The organism is Flavobacterium sp. J49 (assembly GCF_011742145.1).
Lineage (GTDB): Bacteria > Bacteroidota > Bacteroidia > Flavobacteriales > Flavobacteriaceae > Flavobacterium.
Genome location: NZ_JAAQQU010000094.1, coordinates 55,884 through 76,084 on the forward strand (window position 1 = coordinate 55,884; position 20,201 = coordinate 76,084).

The 20,201-nt window shown below is 38.8% G+C and carries 11 protein-coding genes; 6 read left to right on the forward strand and 5 right to left on the reverse strand.

Translation table 11 applies throughout. The annotated features are described in order from the left end of the window. Positions 1-47 precede the first annotated feature (47 nt). Positions 48-5,075, forward strand: a complete 5,028-nt coding sequence (locus tag HA632_RS02700) for an Ig-like domain-containing protein (protein ID WP_176305684.1) — start codon at positions 48-50, stop codon at positions 5,073-5,075. 261 nt (positions 5,076-5,336) lie between these two features. Continuing rightward, positions 5,337-11,189 carry a GEVED domain-containing protein gene (locus HA632_RS02705; RefSeq protein WP_176305685.1) on the forward strand — a complete coding sequence of 1,951 codons (5,853 nt, stop codon included), beginning with the start codon at positions 5,337-5,339 and terminating at the stop codon, positions 11,187-11,189. Between the two features lie 69 nt (positions 11,190-11,258). Here the strand turns inward: HA632_RS02705 and HA632_RS02710 are convergent, their stop codons facing one another. Beyond that, positions 11,259-13,409 carry a S46 family peptidase gene (locus HA632_RS02710; protein WP_176305686.1) on the reverse strand — a complete coding sequence of 717 codons (2,151 nt, stop codon included), beginning with the start codon at positions 13,407-13,409 and terminating at the stop codon, positions 11,259-11,261. Between the two features lie 242 nt (positions 13,410-13,651). On the opposite strand from HA632_RS02710, the gene HA632_RS02715 reads away from it, so the two are divergent. After that, entirely contained in the window at positions 13,652-14,230 is a 579-nt protein-coding gene (locus HA632_RS02715) for an outer membrane beta-barrel protein (protein ID WP_176305687.1), read from the forward strand. A gap of 233 nt (positions 14,231-14,463) precedes the next feature. Then, positions 14,464-14,691, forward strand: coding sequence for a hypothetical protein (locus HA632_RS02720; RefSeq protein ID WP_176305688.1), 228 nt, complete (start codon positions 14,464-14,466; stop codon positions 14,689-14,691). A 35-nt stretch (positions 14,692-14,726) separates the two neighbouring features. Here HA632_RS02720 and obgE read toward each other — a convergent pair whose 3' ends face one another. The 4 genes from obgE to hpt form a co-directional block, all read right to left on the reverse strand. Further along, a complete protein-coding gene (gene obgE, locus HA632_RS02725) occupies positions 14,727-15,761 on the reverse strand; it encodes a GTPase ObgE (protein WP_176305689.1) in 1,035 nt (344 codons plus the stop codon). Positions 15,762-15,843: 82 nt separating this feature from the next. After that, the gene (locus tag HA632_RS02730; protein WP_176305690.1) at positions 15,844-17,118 is read right to left on the reverse strand and encodes a hemolysin family protein; all 1,275 of its coding nucleotides are present in this window, start codon (positions 17,116-17,118) and stop codon (positions 15,844-15,846) included. Positions 17,119-17,178: 60 nt separating this feature from the next. Continuing rightward, the gene (locus HA632_RS13955; RefSeq protein WP_228778745.1) at positions 17,179-17,751 is read right to left on the reverse strand and encodes an adenylate kinase; all 573 of its coding nucleotides are present in this window, start codon (positions 17,749-17,751) and stop codon (positions 17,179-17,181) included. A gap of 30 nt (positions 17,752-17,781) precedes the next feature. Further along, complete coding sequence (hpt, locus tag HA632_RS13960; RefSeq protein ID WP_228778746.1) at positions 17,782-18,312, reverse strand: hypoxanthine phosphoribosyltransferase; 531 nt, start codon at positions 18,310-18,312, stop codon at positions 17,782-17,784. Between the two features lie 97 nt (positions 18,313-18,409). Between hpt and HA632_RS02740 the strand changes: the two genes are divergently transcribed. Together HA632_RS02740 and HA632_RS02745 are read left to right on the forward strand one after the other, a co-directional pair. Further along, on the forward strand, positions 18,410-18,943 hold the full coding sequence (locus tag HA632_RS02740) for a hypothetical protein (RefSeq protein ID WP_176305691.1): 534 nt from the start codon (positions 18,410-18,412) through the stop codon (positions 18,941-18,943). Positions 18,944-19,039: 96 nt separating this feature from the next. Further along, complete coding sequence (locus HA632_RS02745; RefSeq protein WP_176305692.1) at positions 19,040-20,197, forward strand: 5-(carboxyamino)imidazole ribonucleotide synthase; 1,158 nt, start codon at positions 19,040-19,042, stop codon at positions 20,195-20,197. Positions 20,198-20,201 lie beyond the last annotated feature (4 nt).

The window sequence follows — 20,201 nt, forward strand, 5'->3', positions numbered from 1 at the left end:
ACTTTAAATTTGTAAAAGTATTAACGGAGTTTAAAATTCATCGCCCTATGAAAAAAAACTACATGCAAACAGAAATTAATTTATTGCTAGAATTATTTTTATCAAAAAAATACATCCTACTTCTAGCTGCGCTTTTACTTTTAGCAAGTGCATCCTCATCGGCCCAAACTAGCGGACCAAACAATCCAAGTAATGGTACTTTTGTTGCTGGAGCCAATGTAGATTGGACAACACCAGGAAACATAACAAATACTGCCGACGCTAATTATACAACTGCTGTTTTTGCAGTCGCCGCTAACACTGACAATCTTATTGGAAGCAATTATGGCTTTTCAATACCAAACAATGCCATCATTAATGGTATTGTATTAACAGTTAATAGAAGAACAAGTGCCACCAATGCCGGAAGAATTACCAAAGACAATTTTGTGAGCTTAGTAAAAAATGGCGTAATAACCGGAAACAACAAAGCTGTAACTACAGCATACGGCACTATTTTTTCTGTAGCAACTTATGGCTCTTCAACTGACACTTGGGGTACAACTTGGACACCGGCTGATATCAATGCTACTAATTTCGGCGCAGTGATTTCGGTAAACGCCAACAATAGCTTAACTGCTACAGTGGACTACCTTAAAATTACAATTCATTATACAACTATTGGATTCTTCTCTTCGAGTGCTTGTGAAGGATCTAATGCATCTATAATAATAACCGGAAATTATATCGCAGGTACTAATGCTGTGAGTTTTGACGGTACCTCAGCCACTTTTGTTCAAAACAGCAACACTCAAGTGACCGCAACCTTGCCAACCGGAGCTACTTCAGGAACGATTTCTTTAACAACTCCACAAGGTACCGCAACAAGCTCGACAAGCTTTACGATTAATCCGCTTCCTACAGTAAATGCCATAACGGGAACTACAATCCTTTGTGCAGGTGGAACAGCTACGCTTTCAAATACTACATCTGGCGGAAGTTGGAGTTCTGCTTCACCTTCTATTGCTACGATTAACGGTTTTGGAAATGTAAGCGGTTTAACAAATGGAAACGCAATGATAACTTACTCCTTTACTGATGGTAATGGCTGTTCCAATTCGGCTACAACTACGGTAACTGTTAATGCATCACCTATAATTACTGCTCCAAGCAGCATTTGTATCGGAAGTACAATACAACTCTCTCCAAGCACAGGCGGAAACTGGGCAAGCAATGATACCTCTATTGCAACAATAGACAATAGCGGTTTGGTAACCGCCATAAACTATGGAAATGTAACTTTTACTTTTACAGATGACACAACTACTTGTTCCAATACAACAAATAGTATAGTGGTTCCGCAATCAATGTCAATAACAACACAACCTGTTGTAAGTCAAACAATTTGCGAAAACAATTTGGTTACTCTTTCACTTACTGCTGCCGGAGACAACTTGTCTTATCAATGGTTTAAAGGAGCTACTGCTTTGGTTAATGGCGGAAACATTTCTGGAGTAACGACTCCGATTGTAACTTTCAATTTAATTACACCCGCAGACTCTGCTGTCGATTATCATTGTATTGTCAGCAATGGATGTAATAGCGATTTAGCCACTGATTATGCTACTGTAACGGTAAACGAGCAAAGTGTTGGCGGAACAGCTTCAATTTCTTTACCTAATGTAACGCCTGTGGTGAGAACCACTACTGTTTGTCATTTTGGATCCGGAAACGTATACTTAAGCGGTCACATAGGAAATATTATCCGTTGGGAGTCAACAACAAACGGCGGGGTAACTTGGACACCAATTACCAACACTACGACTACATTAACATACAGCAATATAACGCAAACCACATTTTACAGAGCGGTAGTTCAAAACGGCATTACTTGTAATTTGGCTTATTCTTATGTGGTTTTAGTGGATGTAATCCCTAATATCAGACCCACTCCGGTAACAGCTACTCCACAAACCATTTGTGTTGGTGGCTCGTCAGTATTGTATTCTGAGAGTGGATTTGCCACTAGCTCTTACATCGCAGAAGGCGGAACTTTCAGTAATGCCAATCCCGACAACTGGTTAGTTGACGGTTGTGGAAACTGTTTGAATGCCGGTGGTAGTAACACTACTGAAGGACCTTTCAGATTGAGTGCCACTAATGGTGGGACTTACTCTGGTATCAATTATACCTCTATGGGTAAATTTGCCATTGCCAACGGGAGCTATAACTCAATCATGCAAACGCCTATTTTTAATACATATGGTTTGACTACCGCAGAATTAAGCTTTAACCATGCTTTTAATTTACAAGCCGGCGCTTCAGTTTCGGTTGAATTATCGTTGGATGGCGGAACAACCTACACAGTAGTACTTGCTTCTTTTACCGGACCAAGTATCCGAAGTCCTTACAATGCTTTTCCAAATCAAAGTATTGATTTAAGCAATTATATTGGCCAACCTAATTTAAGAGTTCGTTTTGTATATAACGGCACTGTTAATAGTTCATGGGCCATAGATAATATTTTAATTCCTGAATCACCAGCCAATTTGACAACACAATGGATTGACTCTATTACCGGTGAAGTTATCAGTACTACTGCAACAGCTACTGTGAGTCCAACTACAACTACAACTTATGCCGTAACTTCCTATTTGAACGGTTGTACCAGTTATGGTCCTGAGGGAACTACTTATATCACTGTTAATGTTAATGAAAGACCTACCGCTAACATTGGCCCTTCACAAACCATTTGTTTGGGAAATCCAGCCACATTCAGCGTTGCCTTAACCGGTTCAGCACCATGGAGCATTACGTATAGCAATGGTTCAACCACCACCACAGTGAATAACATCAATACTAATCCCTATGTATTCAATGTAAATGGGATTACAACCAACAGAACTTTTACCATCACGGCCTTGAGTGATTCAAAATGCACCGCAAATTCAACCAATATTACCGGCGCTGCTGTGGTTACTGTTTTAAACGGAACTCCGGGATTGTGGACAGGCATGATTAGTAACGATTGGTTTGATTGTAAAAATTGGGCCGGTGGTATGCCTTCGGCAACTATCAATGCGCAAATTCCTAACGGAGTGGTAAGAATGCCAATTATTGATCCTTCCTCCTCAAGCTTTGCAGCATTGTACGGCAACATTGCCCGTGCGCAAGATGTAATTATTGCTAATAATGCTTCTTTGACAATGGCCACCAATTCAGATTTATATGTAAGCAGAGATTGGAAAAACAGCGGGACATTTTTACCCGGAGCCGGAACAGTAACATTCAATAGTTCGACAGCAAACCAAATTCAGACCATCAATCTTGGTATCAAAACCAACGAAACGTTCTATAATTTAACTCTCAACAATTCAAATACAGCCAGAGGAATTAGTGTGGTTAATGGTTTTGAGTTGACTGTAGAAAATAATTTATCATTACTTAGTGGTGATTTACGCTTAACTGGTGAAGCCCAATTGGTACAAAACGGAACTACTGCCAATCCATCAAACGGAACCGGAAGAATATTAAAAGACCAACAAGGAACGCAAAGCAGTTACCACTATAACTATTGGTCCTCTCCGGTTACAAATAACGGCAGTAACTATACCATTAGCAGCGTTTTAAGAGATGGCTCTGATTCAGCTTCCAACCCTTTCAATCCAAGCTTGTTAAGCTTTGGGGCTGATCTTAATTTTGCAGATGGTGCCTTGACATTTCCGGCTAAATTAAGTACCGGCTGGATGTATAAATTTACCAGTCTAAGTTCTTCTTATGCCGGATGGCAACACATTGGAGAAAACGGAACCGTTAATCCCGCAGAAGGCTTCACTATGAAAGGCCCAACCGGAACCGGATCAGCTTTTGTGGAGCAGAATTATGTTTTTACCGGAAAACCAAACAATGGAACCATTGGATTAAACATTAGTTTAAATCAATCTTATCTTGTTGGGAATCCTTACCCATCAGCTTTAGATGCAGATGAATTCATCAAAGACAACATCAAAGACGGAGATGGTAGAGCAGCAAGCAATATCTTTAATGGCGCTTTGTATTTCTGGGATCATTTTGGTGGACAGACTCATATTTTGGGTCAGTATGTAGGTGGCTATGCGACTTATACTTTGATGGGTGGTGTTGTAGCTTTATCAAACGATCCGCTGACCGCCAATAACGGAAGCAGTGGTACAAAAACACCTAAAAGACATATTCCCGTTGCACAAGGATTCTTTATCGGAACAGGCCCAAGTACTGACTTAGGCTCTAATAATCCAAATTTAAGCACACCGGTTACCGGAGGAACAATAACCTTTAAAAATAGCCAGCGAGCATTTAAAGTTGAGTCGGTTGCCAACTCCGTATTTTTCAGAAATCAAAATGATTCGCAAAATGTTGATTCGGTAAACGATGAAAGACAAAAAATCAGATTGGTTTTTGAATCACCTAATCAAGTATACCGACAAATTTTAGTTGGAGTTGATCAAAATGCTACCAACTCTTTTGATATTGGTTATGATGCGCCACTAATTGAAGCCCATTCGGATGATTTGTATTGGAACATAAGTGAAGGAAAATATACTATCCAAGCGGTTTCTAATTTCAATACAGATCAAATAATTCCTATTGGACTAAAAACCTCTATTGAAGGACTGAGTACTATAAAAATTGCCGGTTTGGAAAACATTGCTGAATCAACAGAAATTTACATACACGATAACGTAACGGGAATTGACCACAATATCAGAAACAGCGATTTTGTGATTGCGCTTCCGATTGGGGAATACAACAACCAATTTTCATTGCGCTTTTCAGGACAAGCATTAAGTATTAACAACCCTGCGGAAGTTAATCCTATCATCTATTTCACCAACAATGACAGTAGCTTAAACATAAAAAATCCGAACTTAAACTTGAATTTAAAATCAGTGAGTCTTTTCAATTTGTTGGGTCAATTAATTTCAACATACAGTATTGAAAATTCTGACCAACAAAACATAAGAATCCCCATTCTCAATATCGCTAATGGTACTTATATTGTGAAAATGGCTACCGACTCCAACAAAAAATTCAGTCAAAAAATTATAAAGAATTAAAAACTTTCCTAAAATCAGCATAGCATTTAATAAAGGCGCTTATAATGAGCGCTTTTATTTTCAAGAATCATTCGAAAACATAAAACAATTTTGACAATTATATAAAAAACAACAGATTATAATCTTAAATAATAACAATTTATCAAAATTAAATTCATGAAGATTATTGCTTATCAAATAATCTAAATATCAGATAGTTACATAATTATTTATTATATTTGATAGTAAAATCAAAGTTGTGGAATGAAAATTATATGTCGCATGAAAAACAATTACAAAACAATGCCCACACTACATTTTAGAATAAAAATTTTAACTACCCTACTGCTGCTTTGCGTCTTTTCATCTTTGCAAGCACAATCCCCTTCTGTCTTTACAACTTCAGGAACGTGGATTTGTCCAGAAGGGGTGACCACAATCCAAGTAGAAGCTTGGGGCGGCGGCGGTGGTGGCGGTGGCTCAGCCAATGGAACCGGTTATAGAGGTGCTGGTGGCGGTGGCGGCGCCTATCAAAGAATCATATCCTTACCGGTTACCCCAGGACAGTCCTATACAGTCACCATTGGTAACGGCGGTACAGCCGGAACAAATAGTGTTAATGGTGGTTCCGGTGGAAACACCCTTTTCCTACTTGGCGCAAGCAATTTATTAACCGCGAACGGAGGTAGCGGCGGACAAACACAAACTACAACAACCGCTCCAATCGCAGGAGTTGGAGGAATCGGAACTTTTAATGGTGGAAATGGTTTTATTGGCACCACGACAACAGGAGGTGGAGGTGGCGGGAGTGCCGGAACTACAACTAATGGTGCAACCGCGACCTCAGCGACAGGGGGTGCTGCCGGTACCGGTGGTACAGGTACTGGTGGTTCAGGTGGCGCATGCGGTGCCGGTGCCGGTGGTGAAGGGTGTCCCGGAGTTAATTACGGTGGCGGTGGCGGTGGCGGAAATAAAAACAAAGCCGGTGGTGCTGGTGCAGGTGGTTATATGAAAATAACTTTTAGCTGTCCTTCAAACACTATCGCTGCAGCAGGCTCTGACCAAACATTAACTTGTGGAACAACGACTACTTTAGCCGGAAATACACCTGCCTACGGAACAGGAACTTGGACAGTAGTAAGTGGCGCAGCAACAATTACCTCTCCTAATTCCCCAACCTCAACTGTTACAGGCTTAATCCTTGGCAGTTCTGCTACTTTGCGTTGGACTATTGATAACGGCAGATGTGGTAGCACATTCGATGACGTGACAATCAGTACGCCAATCGGTATTGGATGTTGGACTTATTGCACTGCCAATGCTACCAATGTATACGCAATCTCATCCGTTAGTTTTAACACTATAAATAATGCTGTTGTTGGAACTACAGGTTATGAAAACTTTACTTCTATTTCAACCTCATTAACCGCAGGATACTCTTATACTATTTCGGTAAATGTGATTGGAGCCAATGGCAATCCGGCCTATACTAGTGTATGGTTTGATTGGAATAACAATGGTACTTTTGATGCCGGTGAAGAATCCCAATTGGGGACTTACAATACCGGAACATATGCCTTTACAACTTCCATAACTGTTCCACTTAATGCGGTTACCGGCACTACTCGAATGAGGGTGATAAACCGAATTTTAACCGGTTATCCTCCGGCTTGTGGCACTATCACCTATGGTCAAATTGAAGATTATACCATAAATATTGTAGCGCCTCCAGCTTGTACTACCCCAACAGCTCAACCGACTGCTTTGGTGTTATCGCCTAGTGGCACCTCATTAGCGGGAAGCTTTACGGCGGCATCTCCTGCTCCTAACAATTATTTAGTGGTAATCAATACAACAGGAACAACGCCAATACCAACCAATGGGGCAACATACACAATTGGAAGCGCAATTACAGGCGGTACTGTTGTTGATATTGACAATAACACCAGTTTTGTTGCTACAGGGCTATCAGTCTCAACCGTATATTACATCTTTGTCTTTTCTTATAATTCAATCTGTACCGGTACTCCATTGTATCTTGTAACAAGTCCTTTAAACAACTCCACCACTACTTTGGCCACCAGTTATTGTATACCAACTGGAAGTTTAGACTGTGCTACCAATGGTGATTATATTGCCAATGTCACTTTTAACACCATCAACAACAGTAGTATCTGTGCTCCCGGAGGCTATATTAATTATGCCGCTACTGCCGGTCAAACGACCACTTTAATTAGAGGAAACACTTTTAATTTGAGCATCGGGACCGGACACGGAAATAAAAAACACGGAGCTGCACTTTGGATTGATTTCAATCAAAATGGTTCTTTTGCTGATGCCGGTGAATACTTCCTGATTGGAAATAATATCATTGCAAATTCAACAAATACTATAGCCGTTGCAATTCCGGCCGGGGCAACCTTGGGACAAACCCGTATGAGAATTCGCTATGCCCAAAAAGTCACCATGGCATCAACTTTGAGCTGTACCATGAGCGGCAGTTTCGGCGAAACAGAGGATTATACAGTAACCATAGCAAACTCTGTAGTTTGTGCTGCGCCAACAACACAACCAACCTCTTTAATTTTGAGCTCAACCGGAACAACTGTATCAGGAAGTTTTACAGCCGCTGATCCCGCGCCCAACAATTATTTGGTTATTATCAATACTACCGGAACAGTCCCAACTCCAACAAACGGCACAACTTATACTGTAGGCGGTGCTATTACCGGAGGAACTGTTGTGGATATTGACTCCAACACCACATTCACAGCAACCTCTTTAACTACTCTGACCACTTATTATTTCTTTGTTTTCGCTTATAATTCAATTTGTACCGGCGGCCCCACTTATAATTTAGTCAACCCGCTAACCGGAAATATCGCTACCATAACCTCTAATTATTGTGTTCCCTCAGTAACAAGCGGAAGAGAAAGCCTTAATTATTTGACCGAGGTTAGTTTCGTAGGAACTTTAAACGATGTATCGAATTATTCTACTTATTCCTCAAGTCCTTTGGGATATCAAGACTTTACCGGCTTAGCAAACTTATCCAGACAAGCACAAGGAGAAGGTGTTAATGTTTCTGTACAGGCTACCTACTCTTCCTTCATGAAGGCCTGGGTAGATTGGAATAAAGATGGCACTTTTGATAACACCACAGAGATCATTTATAATTCAGGAACCATATCAACCGGTTCAACAACGTTTGGATTTGTAATTCCTATAAACCAGGCCTTAGGAAACTATAGACTGAGAGTTCGTGTAGACATAAACGACGGTGGTGGTTCAACTACTTTTACTGCTTGCGGCAATCTAAACAACGAAGGAGAAACAGAAGATTATTTATTTACAGTTGTGGCTAAATGTAATGCTACAATAACCGGTATAACCGAAGGCCGAACTTGTGGTCCTGGGACGGTAACTCTTGAAGCCGCTAGTTCAGTTGTTATCCCGGCGGTAACAGAATTCAGATGGTATACAACTCCTACAGGCTCAACGTTAGTAGGTACTACTAGTAGCGGAAGCTGGACAACTCCTTCTATCAACACTACTACGAATTACTATGTAACCGCATATAATGGCTGTGAATCACTTACGAGAACGGAAATTAAAGCTATTGTAAGTCCAATTCCTAATTTAACTTATTTGCCATTAAATCCGGTTTCTTGTGGCGAAGAACAAGGTGTTGAATTATCAGCCACGGGAGACGTAGAGGAAGTTTACTTAATTGATGAAAAATTCAATTCCGGATTAGGCACTTTTACCAATACCAATATTACCTCAAGTATTCGCAATGCAGATACACAATGGCAAAACAGAACCAGCACCTACATCCCAACAGCCATTTCAGGTACAAATACTTGGTATCCGGCGATATCCTCAGGAATCAGCGGTGATAGTTTTGCTATGGCAACTTCTGACTTCGCAGATGCTTTTCCATATGTTCAGAATCAAATCGCTTCTTCAGCCGTTAGTACAGTTAACTTTACCAGTCTTACCTTAAGCTTGAGAATGTTTTACTCCAGATATTTCATGGATGGTATCTATCCGGCTGAGGAATATGTGACTATAGATGTATCGACTAACAATGGAACCAATTGGATTGAAATAAAACGATTTACAGAAGATGTTGGTATTGGAACTAAATTTCAGGACCTGACTTATGATTTATCAGCTTATGTTGGTGTAAATCAATTTAAAGTGAGAGTTAGATATTACAACAACAATTGGTGTGATGGAATTGCTATCGATGATGTGCAATTATTCGGTAACCGACCTAATGTTAACTTAAATTGGACTACTACCATTCCGGCCTTTATAGATGCAGCTTGTACCACTCCTTACGACCCTTTAACAACAGCTGCTGTAATTTATGTTAAGCCAACATTAGCGCAGTTAGAAGTTACCAGCTTTAATTTTACGGTCAATGCGGTTTTAGATAATGGCTGTACCTCTTCACAAGTCATAACTGTAACAAACAATACAAAAATTTGGAACGGGACTGATAGCTTATGGGATGATGACGAAAACTGGAAACCTCTGGGGAAACCCACTGCTAATAGTTGTATTGTAATTCCTGACACTCCTTTTGACCCAATAATTTCAGGCGCAAGTTATGATGCTTTCGGAAAAAACATCACCATTAAAACGGGAGCTAATCTTACCATAGAACCCGCAAACAACATCACTATAACCGATGAAGTAATTGTTAAATCGGGCGGATTATTTGACATAAAAAACAGCGCCAGTTTAATCCAAACTAATGATGCCGCAATCAATTCGGGAAGTATAAAAATGACCCGAACCACACGTCCAATGACGCGTTGGGCTTATGTTTATTGGGGCTCACCAATTGTTGAAGATGCTTACAGCCAAATTCCAATTGAGTTTGACTATAAATTTGCTTGGCAATCCGGAACTTCCACAGGAACCTGGCTAGGACTATCTTCGATTACTCAAGGTAACGGATTTATAACCCGTGTAAGCAACGTAGCGCCTTTCAGCACAGGAACAGGCACCATTGATTTTATTTTTAACGGAACTCCGGGCAACGGTGCCATAAACGTACCGGTTGACAGCTTTGATTCAAGTTCTATGGTTGCCGGAAACACGGTACTTTTAGCGAATCCTTACCCGAGTGCGGTTGATGCAACCTCGTTCTTAACCCATTCGAACAATACCGAATTAGGAGGAACATTATTCTTTTGGACTTCAATTACTACTTACACCGGAACCGGCATCTATAATGTTTTAGACTATGGAAGTTGGAATCTTTCCGGTGGAACAGGAACGGCACCTGCCACTGATCCAAGTAACAACAGCTTAAAACCAAACGGTAAAATTGCTGCCGGACAAGGTTTCTTTGCTCAAGTTTTTGCTGATGGAAATATTACCTTCAACAATAGTATGCGTGCGGCAGATTTTAACAGTCAATTTTTCAGAACCGGTAATCCAAATGTAGACGTATCAGAAAACAATAGAATTTGGCTTAATTTATACAACGAAACCAACTTCAGACAAATGATGGTTAATTACAAAGCAGAGGCCACAAATGGATATGACAGATTATATGACGGTAATAGTTTCACGACCAACGAAATTGACCTTTATTCTATCTTGGACAACAGAAAATTAGTCATTCAAGGAAGAGGCTTGCCATTTGATGAAAATGACATTGTTCCCTTAGGTTACCGAATAACTAACGGCGGTATTTACAGCATAGCCATTGATGAGTTAGATGGCTTGTTTACACAGAATCAAAACATTTACCTCAGAGATAATTTATTGGGAATAGACCATAACATCAAAGAAGGAGCTTATAGTTTTACAACCACAGCCGGCACATTTGAAAACCGATTTGAAATTGTTTATGTATCCAATGCTTTAGGCGTAACTAATCCTGATACCAGCACAACTTTTGCCAGTATAAATCACAATACGATTAAAGTAGAGTCTAGTGAATATATTAAAACCATCAACCTCTATGATATATCGGGTAAACTGATTAACCGTTATCATTTGGCGAATGCCTCAAAACAACTTACAGACAGTTTTAATTATCCTAATGGCATTTATGTAGCCGAAATCACGTTGGAGAATGATGTAGTGGTCAAAAAGAAATTGATTCATTAATTAATAATTTAACCCAAAAAAAACGTCCCGATTGCTCGAGACGTTTTTTTTTTGCAAACTAAGCTGAAATTATTTCACCAAAGTCATTTCATCTACAATATGTTTAGCACCTGAGAAGTTCTCAATTACCCACAATACATAACGAATATCAACATTGATTGTTCTTTGCAATTTGCTGTCAAAGATAACGTCACCGGCCATAGCTTCGATGTTTCCGTCGAAAGCCAAACCAATTAATTCTCCTTTACCATTCAATACCGGAGAACCTGAATTACCACCGGTAATATCGTTATCGGTTAAGAAATTTACGTGTAACGAACCGTCTTTATCAGCATAACGACCGTAATCTTTGTTTTTGTTCATTTCCAAAACTTTCAACGGTAAGTCAAACTCTTGGTCTCCTTTTTTGTATTTTTTCACCTGACCATCAAGCGTAGTATAGTTGTTGATTTTCGCATCATTGCGTTTATCAGCCGGTAACGAACGTACTTTTCCGTAAGTCAAACGCAAAGTTGAGTTAGCATCCGGGTATTTGATTGTTCCGATTTTAGATTCTCTTAAACCTTCTACCAACAAACGGAAAGAAGCACTGTAATCGTTTTGAGCTTTGGCAATTTCGTCTGATTTTGCACCGAAATGCGTTAACATATCATTAGACAATACATACAACGGATCATTATCTAAAACCCCTTGACTTGGAATAACCAAGAAAGCTTTGATTCTGTCTAATGAAGTAAAAATACTCATATCGAAAGCCGCGTTCACGTATTTAGCAAAATCATTGTTATTCTCATCTCCAATCTTTTTTACAGAAGGTGCAATAGCATATCCGTTTGACTTGGTGGCGTACAATTTTAATTGAGCCGCCAAAATGTCTTTCTCTGCAGGGATGTGCAACTCTTTGTACATTTCTGTAGCCATTTCTTCGATAGCCGGAGCCATTTGTGCACGTTTAGCTGCGTCAGCTTTAACATAAACATCTAATTGTCTTCCCAAAGTTCTTCCAATCGTTCCAAAAGTTGTAGTTCTGAACAATTGTTGCATATAATTATCATGTCTTGACTTTTCGTTGGTCAAAGCATAAAACTTATTGATATTAGCAATAACATTACCGTATTTCGCTTTATTCGCCGGTTTATTTGCCCAAGTGTTAAATTTAGCTTCTTGCGCTGCTTTGGTTTTAGCCGTTCCAAATTTGGTTAAAGCATCAATCATTCCTTGACGGTTTTTCCAATAGTTGGCTGTTGAAGCATATTTTGAAGCATAAACCAAGTTCAAAGCATCACTTTGATCCATGTATTTTTTCATGTTGTCCATACCGGTTTTAGCACCTTCAACCCAAGCCGGATAAGCAAATTTTACATTTTGCTCAATTCCGCCAGCCGGCATCCAACGGTTGGTTCTACCCGGATAACCTAAAATCATAGCGTAATCATTTTCTTTTACACCATTAATATTTACCGGTAAATAATGTTTAGGCTGTAAAGGCACATTGTTTTCTGAATACTCTGCAGGGTTACCGTTTTTATCGGCATATACTCTGAACATAGAAAAATCGGCTGTGTGACGTGGCCATTCCCAGTTGTCTGTATCACCTCCAAATTTACCTAAACTTTCCGGTGGTGTTCCTACCAAACGAACGTCTTTATAGTCTTGGTAAACAAAGTAGTAAAACTCATTTCCTTGGAAAAACGGGCGAACAGAAACGGTATACTTTCCACCTTCGTTATTCTCTTTTTCAATAGCAGCGATTTCCTGATTGATGGCTTTTTCTCTTTCTGCTTCGGTCATGGAAGGATTAACTTTAGCCAAAATACGTTTGGTACAATCATCCATTCTTACGAAGAAACGAACAAACAAACTTGCCGGTTTGATTTCAGCTTTTCTGTTTGATGCCCAAAAACCGTCTTTCAACAAATTTTTCTCAGCTGTAGATAATTCGGCTATGGCATCATAACCACAGTGGTGGTTGGTCAAAACCAAACCGTCTTTGGAAATGATTTCTGCCGTACAACCTCCGTTGAATTGCACAATGGCATCTTTCAGACTGTGGTTGTTGATACTGTAAATTTCTTCGGCTGTCAATTGTAAGCCCATTTTTTGCATGTCTCTGTGGTTTAATCTTTCGATAAACATCAAAAACCACATTCCTTCGTCAGCTTTAACACTTGTCGGAACAAGCATAATGGCAGCAATCAAGGATAAAATAATTTTTTTCATTGTATTGATATATGTTAATAGTTTGAATGTTAGTAGTCTATCTGAAAAAATAATTGTTACATCAAATAATCTAAAAACGAGTGCGAAGATACTTTTTTTTCAGGAAATGAATTTAAAATTTTGTTAAAAACTATAACGTTATAGCTATTTCCTGAAACAAAAAAAATATTCAAGCTTAATTACATAAGAGTATTCCCTTTAAAACTATATTTTTTTTTACATTAGCCCCATAAATCCTATCCATGAAAAAAATCATTCCACTACTGGTTCTATTTACAACGCTACAAGTATTTTCGCAACAAAAAGCCTCGGTCGAATTAAATTATCCCATTCCTAAAGGTGACAATTTTATGAGCAATTACAAAGGTCTGATAGATGTTGGTTTTAAATACCGATTTTCAGACAAAGAAGATTTTACTTTTGGTTTATCCTTAAATGCCAATTATTTAACCTATACCTATGATAATCCGGGGGTTAATTTCAAAACCCAAAATTATAATTTACAACCTAGGGTTTTTGGCGAACTTAAATTAAAAGGGGTTCCAAGATTACATCCTGCTCTTGGAATAGGCTATACTTTTATGCAATTCAGCTCAAGCGGAAGTGGCGATACTGGGGAAGAAATCATTAATTTTAATGAATCTGAGAGCTTAAGCGGTTTTAATTTCAATGTCTCTTTTTCCTTTGATTTCACCAAAAAAATGTTTGCTCAAGTCCAATATGATGTCATAAAAGTAAGCGATACTCCTGAAGGTGTTCCGGACACAAAATACAATACCACAGCAAATTTTATAAAATTGGGTATTGGCTACAGATTCTAATTACTGAATTATAAAAACAAAAAATCCCGCTTAAATTGCGGGATTTTCTATTTATATACCATAACTATTTTCAGGTTTTTCAGCATCAACATTCAGCATCTCCCATAGTTTGTCTTTAATTCGGAGCATAGTTTAAATTATTTTTTTATATTTAACAAATAATCATTTTGTTGCAACAAAAAAAACTACATTAAGTTTAAAAAACATTTGTCCAAAATTTAAACTATATCGTTATGGAGGCTAATCAAACAGAAGGAAATAAATTTTTAGCATTTGTTAAGAAAGAAACTAGGAAACCCGCGTTTAGAAAGGCATTACTGATATTTTTTATCTGTGTAATTCTGGGATTTGCTATAGGATTTATTTTTGATATGCTTCAGCTTGCCGCATCAGCAGGTATAGGATTCGGACTTATCTGGATGGGTGCTGCCTATTTCGGCCAAGATGAAAACGAGAAATAAATAGAAAATCCCGCAATTTAAGCGGGATTTTCTATTTATATACCATGACTATTCTCAGGTTCTTCAGCATCAACATTCAGCATCTCCCATAGTTTGTCTTTCAATTCTGTCAACCCTTGATTAGCGACAGAAGAAATAAACATGTACGGAATACCTTTGAAGTCTTTGTCTAATTGTTGGCGCATTTCTGCTTTCAATTCGTCGTCTAACATATCACATTTGGAAACGACAATCAAACGGTCTTTGTCGAGCATTTCAGGATTGTATCTTCTCAACTCATCCAATAAAATCTCATACTCTTTTTTGATATCATCCGCATCGGCTGGTACCAAAAACAACAAGGTCGAATTGCGCTCAATATGTCTTAAAAAGTAATGACCTAAACCTTTTCCTTCGGCTGCACCTTCAATAATTCCCGGAATATCTGCCATTACAAAAGATTTGAATTCTCTGTAAGCTACAATTCCTAAATTCGGCTTTAAAGTTGTAAACGGATAGTCGGCAATTTTTGGTTTGGCTGAAGTCAGCACCGACAATAAAGTAGATTTTCCAGCATTGGGGAAACCCACCAAACCTACATCGGCTAAGACTTTTAATTCCAAAATAATGTCTAATTCTTCCGCAGGCATTCCGGGTTGAGCGTATCTTGGGGTTTGATTGGTTGAACTTCTGAAATGCCAGTTGCCCAAACCGCCTTTTCCGCCTTTAATCAATATTTTTTCTTCACCATGTTCGGTGATTTCGAATAAAATTTCATCGGTTTCTTTGTCGCGTACTACGGTTCCTAAAGGCACTTCGATGATTTTATCTTCTCCGTCATGACCGGTACTGCGAGAACTTCCGCCATCGCCACCGTGTCCGGCTTTGACGTGACGCGCAAATTTTAGGTGAAACAACGTCCAAAGACTTTTATTTCCTTTCAATATGATATGCCCGCCTCTGCCACCATCTCCACCATCGGGTCCGCCTTTTTCAATAAATTTTTCTCGGTGTAGATGCGAAGAACCCTTTCCTCCTTTTCCGGAAGAAACATAAATTTTTACGTAGTCTACAAAATTTCCCTCTGTCATAATTTCAATTTGTTGGTTACTGGTTGTTGCTTACTGGTTGCTGGCTTTATTTTTCCATCAACTGTCAACTGTCAACCATCAACTATTCTTTTATCGCTTTCACAAGCACTTTATCAATCTTCACGCCATCCATATCGATAACTTCTAATTCAAATTTGTTCCAAATCAGTTTTTCTCCTGTCTTGGGTATATTCCCTAATTCGGTCATGATTAAACCGCTTACCGTGGTTACATCATAATCGTTAATCAATTCATCCATGTCAAAATACGTCAAGAAATCGTGCAACGAATAATGTCCGTCTACCAACCAAGTGCCGTCTTCACGAGCAATTAGCTTGAATTCGTCTTCATAAAAATCCGCGGCATCACCAACCAGCGCTTCTAAGATGTCATTTAAGGTAATAATTCCCTGAAAAACACCGTATTCATCGGTTACCAAAGCATAATGCACTTTTGATTTTTTAAAATTCTCCAACGCTTTGTATGCCGAAGTGTGTTCTATCAAATACACCGGATCTTTGGTGATGGCTTTTAAATCAAACGGCCCTTTTTCAAAACCGGCGAATAAATCTTTTAATAAAACTATGCCAACCACGTCGTCTAAATTTTCATGACATACCGGATAAACCGAATGCAATTCGTCTAACACTTTGGCCTTTAACTCTTCGATGGTATCATCATAAGACAAATAAACGATTGACTTTCTGTGCGTCATTAAAGAGTTTACTTTTCGGTCACCAATATGAAAAACGCGTTCTACGATATCTTGTTCAATTTCCTGTACTTCTCCACCTTCGGTTCCTTCTTTAATGATGGCTTTGATTTCTTCTTCGGTCACTTTACCATCTGCGGTGGGTTTGATTTTGAAAACATTCAAAATAAAATCCGTCGAAACCGTTAGTAGCCAAATAAAAGGCATGGTCACTATCGAAACCATTTTCATGGGAACTGCAACGGCTTTGGCTATGGCTTCCGGATAATTTAAGCCGATTCTTTTCGGCAATAATTCGCCTAAAACCAAAGAGAAAAACGTCAAAATCACCACCACAATCCCAACGGAAATCGAGTGTGAATAAGGCTTTAACACTTCAAACCCTTCTACAAAAAGGTTGACATCTTCGGTTACTTTATCGCCCGAATAAATCCCGGTTAAAATACCGATTAAAGTAATCCCGATTTGAACGGTTGATAAAAATTTATTGGGTGAATTGGCCAAGTCTAAGGCAACTTTAGCATTCGTATTTCCTTTTTTAGCGGCTGTTTCCAAACGGTTTTTACGGGCCGAAATCAAAGCGATTTCCGACATCGAGAACACACCGTTTAACAGGATTAAAAAAAGAATAATAAGTATCTCCATTTTGAGTTATGAGTTATAAGTTATAAGTTATGAATATAACCTTCTAACCAAAAATTTCAATTATAAATTGTCTATCACTTTGCTTAAACGCTCGGTTACTTCCTCGACAGAACCAATTCCGTTCACAGCGTGAAATTTACCTTGTGCCTCGTAATAATGCATCAAAGGTGCGGTTTTTTCGTTGTATTCTTGGTATCGGTTGCGGATTTTTTCCTCATCCTGATCATCCGGTCGTCCCGAGGTTTTTCCTCTTTCCAATAATCGTTGTACCAAAATCTCATCATCGGCTTCTAAAGCTACGGTAGCCGTGATGTTTTGCCCTTTGGATGCTAAAAATTTATCCAAAGCTTCTGCTTGAGCAATCGTTCTGGGGAAACCGTCGAATAAAAATCCGGCTGAATGTGGGTTTTTATCTACTTCGCTTTGCAGCATTTGAATGGTCACTTCGTCGGGAACCAAATCTCCTTTGTCCATAAAGGTTTTGGCTAATTGGCCTAACTCGGTGTCGTTTTTAATATTGTATCTGAAAATATCTCCGGTTGAAAGATGTGTCAAATTGTATTTTCCTTTTAAAAATTCAGCTTGTGTGCCTTTTCCTGCACCTGGTTTTCCGAAAAGAACGATGTTAATCATTTTAGTAGTTATGAATTATGAGTTATTAAGTTATTGTGCCAATTGGTAAACGTCGGGTAAATTTCTTCCCAAACCATCGTAGTCTAAACCGTAACCCACGATGAATTTGTTTGGAATTCTAATCCCAACATAATCTATCTTGATGTCTTTAGTATAAGCTTCGGGTTTGAAAAATAAAGTCGCAATTTTCAAGTGCTTAACTTTTTTCTCTTTAAAAATGGCTTTCAATTCTTCTATAGTATTTCCGGTATCCACGATGTCTTCAACGATGACAACCGTTCTGCCTTCTAAATCTTGATTCAAACCGATTAATTGTTTGACTTCATTCGTGGTTTGTGTTCCTTCATAAGAAGCCATTTTAACAAAACTCACTTCACACATACCTCGGTATTTTTTCATCAAATCACTCAGCACCATAAACGCACCATTCAAAACACCAACAAAAACCGGAACTTCATCAAAAAAATCGTCGTCCATTTGTTTGGCCATATTCGCAATCGCAAAATCAATTTCTTCTGAAGAAATAAACGGCTCGAAGGTTTTATCGTGTAAGTGTATCATTTTGGTTTGAATTTTAAATAAGGTGCAAATTTACGCAAGTATTAAGTATCAAGTAGCAAGTATTTTAACTTTTTTGCAAATTTGATATATTTACCAAATGAATCCGGAATACTATAAAACCATAGCCAACAGTACGGCGCATCGAAAAAGCAGAGACGACAATAAGGATTTTGTCTTTCAACATCCGGAATTCCTGAAAGATTTACTCGAAATCAGTTTCAACACTAAAGATAAAAACCACCACAAAGCCTGCTGGATTTTAGAGCTAATTTTTGAAGAACGCCTGGAACTCATCATCCCGTTTCAAGAAGCCTTTTGCCAATCTTTAGCGCATTATGCTTCTCCTTCTGCCATTCGCTCTTTGTCAAAAATTTGTCTGTTCTTGTCCAAAAGCAAAAAAATAACCTTAACCGAAATCCAAGAAGAAAAAATCATAGAAGCTTGTCTCGATTGGCTTATCCAAACCGACAAAGCCGCCAATGCTGCCTATTCTATGAGGACTTTATATAATTTTGGCAAAAAATACTCCTGGATTAACGAGGAATTAAAACTTATTCTTTCGCGAGAATTTGAAAACCAAACACCCGGCTATCGTTTTGCGGTTAAAGACCTTTTAAAACGATTGCAATAATTTTTAACTATTGCTTATCTTTGCAGCAACTACAACAACACAGCATGACACGAGCGAAGCGACTGCATGAGACCATTAAAATAATAACAACGACGAATGAACTATTTTTCATCCGATTTTAAACTCGGCATCCTCGGTGGCGGACAATTGGGCAAAATGATTTTGGCCGAAACCCGAAAATTCGATATCCAAACTTACATTTTAGACCCAAGTGAAGCAGCTCCTTCTCAATTTGGCGCGACACAATTTTTCATCGGCAGTTTGATGGATTTTGATACCGTGTACCAGTTTGGTAAAAGGGTCAATCTGTTAACCATCGAAATCGAGAATGTGAATTTGGACGCTTTGGATAAATTGGAAGCCGAAGGGTTACCGGTTTTTCCTTCACCCAAAACACTGCGCCTCATTCAAAACAAAGGAAAGCAGAAAGATTTTTATGTTGAAAACAATATCCCAACTTCACCACACCAACGGCTTGTTGATCTCAACGATTTAAAAAAATCAATCGAAAAAGACGAATTAGATTTTCCGTTTGTGTGGAAATGTGCCCAATTTGGTTACGACGGCAATGGCGTAAAAATAGTTCGTTCGGCTATTGATTTAGTCAATTTGCCCGATGTAGAATGCATCGCAGAACAAATGGTACCGTTTAAAAATGAGCTAGCGGTTATTGTTGCCCGTTCGGTTTCCGGTGAAGTAAAAACGTATCCGGTCGTGGAAATGGAATTCCATCCCGAAGCCAACCAAGTAGAATATGTCATTTGCCCGGCACGAATTGACGACAAAGTAGCTCAAAAAGCTACCGAAATAGCCTTACAAGTATCAGAAGCTTTCAATCATGTTGGATTGTTAGCGGTAGAAATGTTCCAAACCTCGGAGGACGAAATTTTAGTCAATGAAGTCGCGCCACGTCCACACAATTCAGGACATTACAGCATTGAAGCCAGTTACACTTCGCAATTTGAAAACCATTTGCGTGCCATATTGAATTTACCACTGGGAAATACCGCTAGTAAAGTTGCAGGAATTATGGTAAATTTGGTTGGCGAAGAAGGTTTTTCAGGTCAAGTGGTTTACGAAAACATCTCCAACATCATGGCGATTGAAGGCGTAACGCCACACATTTACGGCAAACGCGAAACCCGTCCGTTTCGAAAAATGGGGCATGTGACGATTGTCAACGAAAACATGACAGAAGCCAGAAAAATTGCGGAAGAAGTAAAAAATAGTATAAGAGTGATCAGTGGTCAGTAATTAG

Excerpts from the sequence above, each read along its gene's own strand:
- HA632_RS02700 (WP_176305684.1), top strand. The coding sequence starts at position 48 with ATGAAAAAAAACTACATGCAAACAGAAATTAATTTATTGCTAGAATTA.
- HA632_RS02745 (WP_176305692.1), top strand. The coding sequence starts at position 19,040 with ATGAACTATTTTTCATCCGATTTTAAACTCGGCATCCTCGGTGGCGGA.
- obgE (WP_176305689.1), bottom strand. The coding sequence starts at position 15,761 with ATGACAGAGGGAAATTTTGTAGACTACGTAAAAATTTATGTTTCTTCC.
- HA632_RS02710 (WP_176305686.1), bottom strand. The coding sequence starts at position 13,409 with ATGAAAAAAATTATTTTATCCTTGATTGCTGCCATTATGCTTGTTCCG.
- HA632_RS13955 (WP_228778745.1), bottom strand. The coding sequence starts at position 17,751 with ATGATTAACATCGTTCTTTTCGGAAAACCAGGTGCAGGAAAAGGCACA.
- HA632_RS02740 (WP_176305691.1), top strand. The coding sequence starts at position 18,410 with ATGAATCCGGAATACTATAAAACCATAGCCAACAGTACGGCGCATCGA.
- HA632_RS02720 (WP_176305688.1), top strand. The coding sequence starts at position 14,464 with ATGGAGGCTAATCAAACAGAAGGAAATAAATTTTTAGCATTTGTTAAG.
- HA632_RS02715 (WP_176305687.1), top strand. The coding sequence starts at position 13,652 with ATGAAAAAAATCATTCCACTACTGGTTCTATTTACAACGCTACAAGTA.
- hpt (WP_228778746.1), bottom strand. The coding sequence starts at position 18,312 with ATGATACACTTACACGATAAAACCTTCGAGCCGTTTATTTCTTCAGAA.
- HA632_RS02730 (WP_176305690.1), bottom strand. The coding sequence starts at position 17,118 with ATGGAGATACTTATTATTCTTTTTTTAATCCTGTTAAACGGTGTGTTC.
- HA632_RS02705 (WP_176305685.1), top strand. The coding sequence starts at position 5,337 with ATGAAAAACAATTACAAAACAATGCCCACACTACATTTTAGAATAAAA.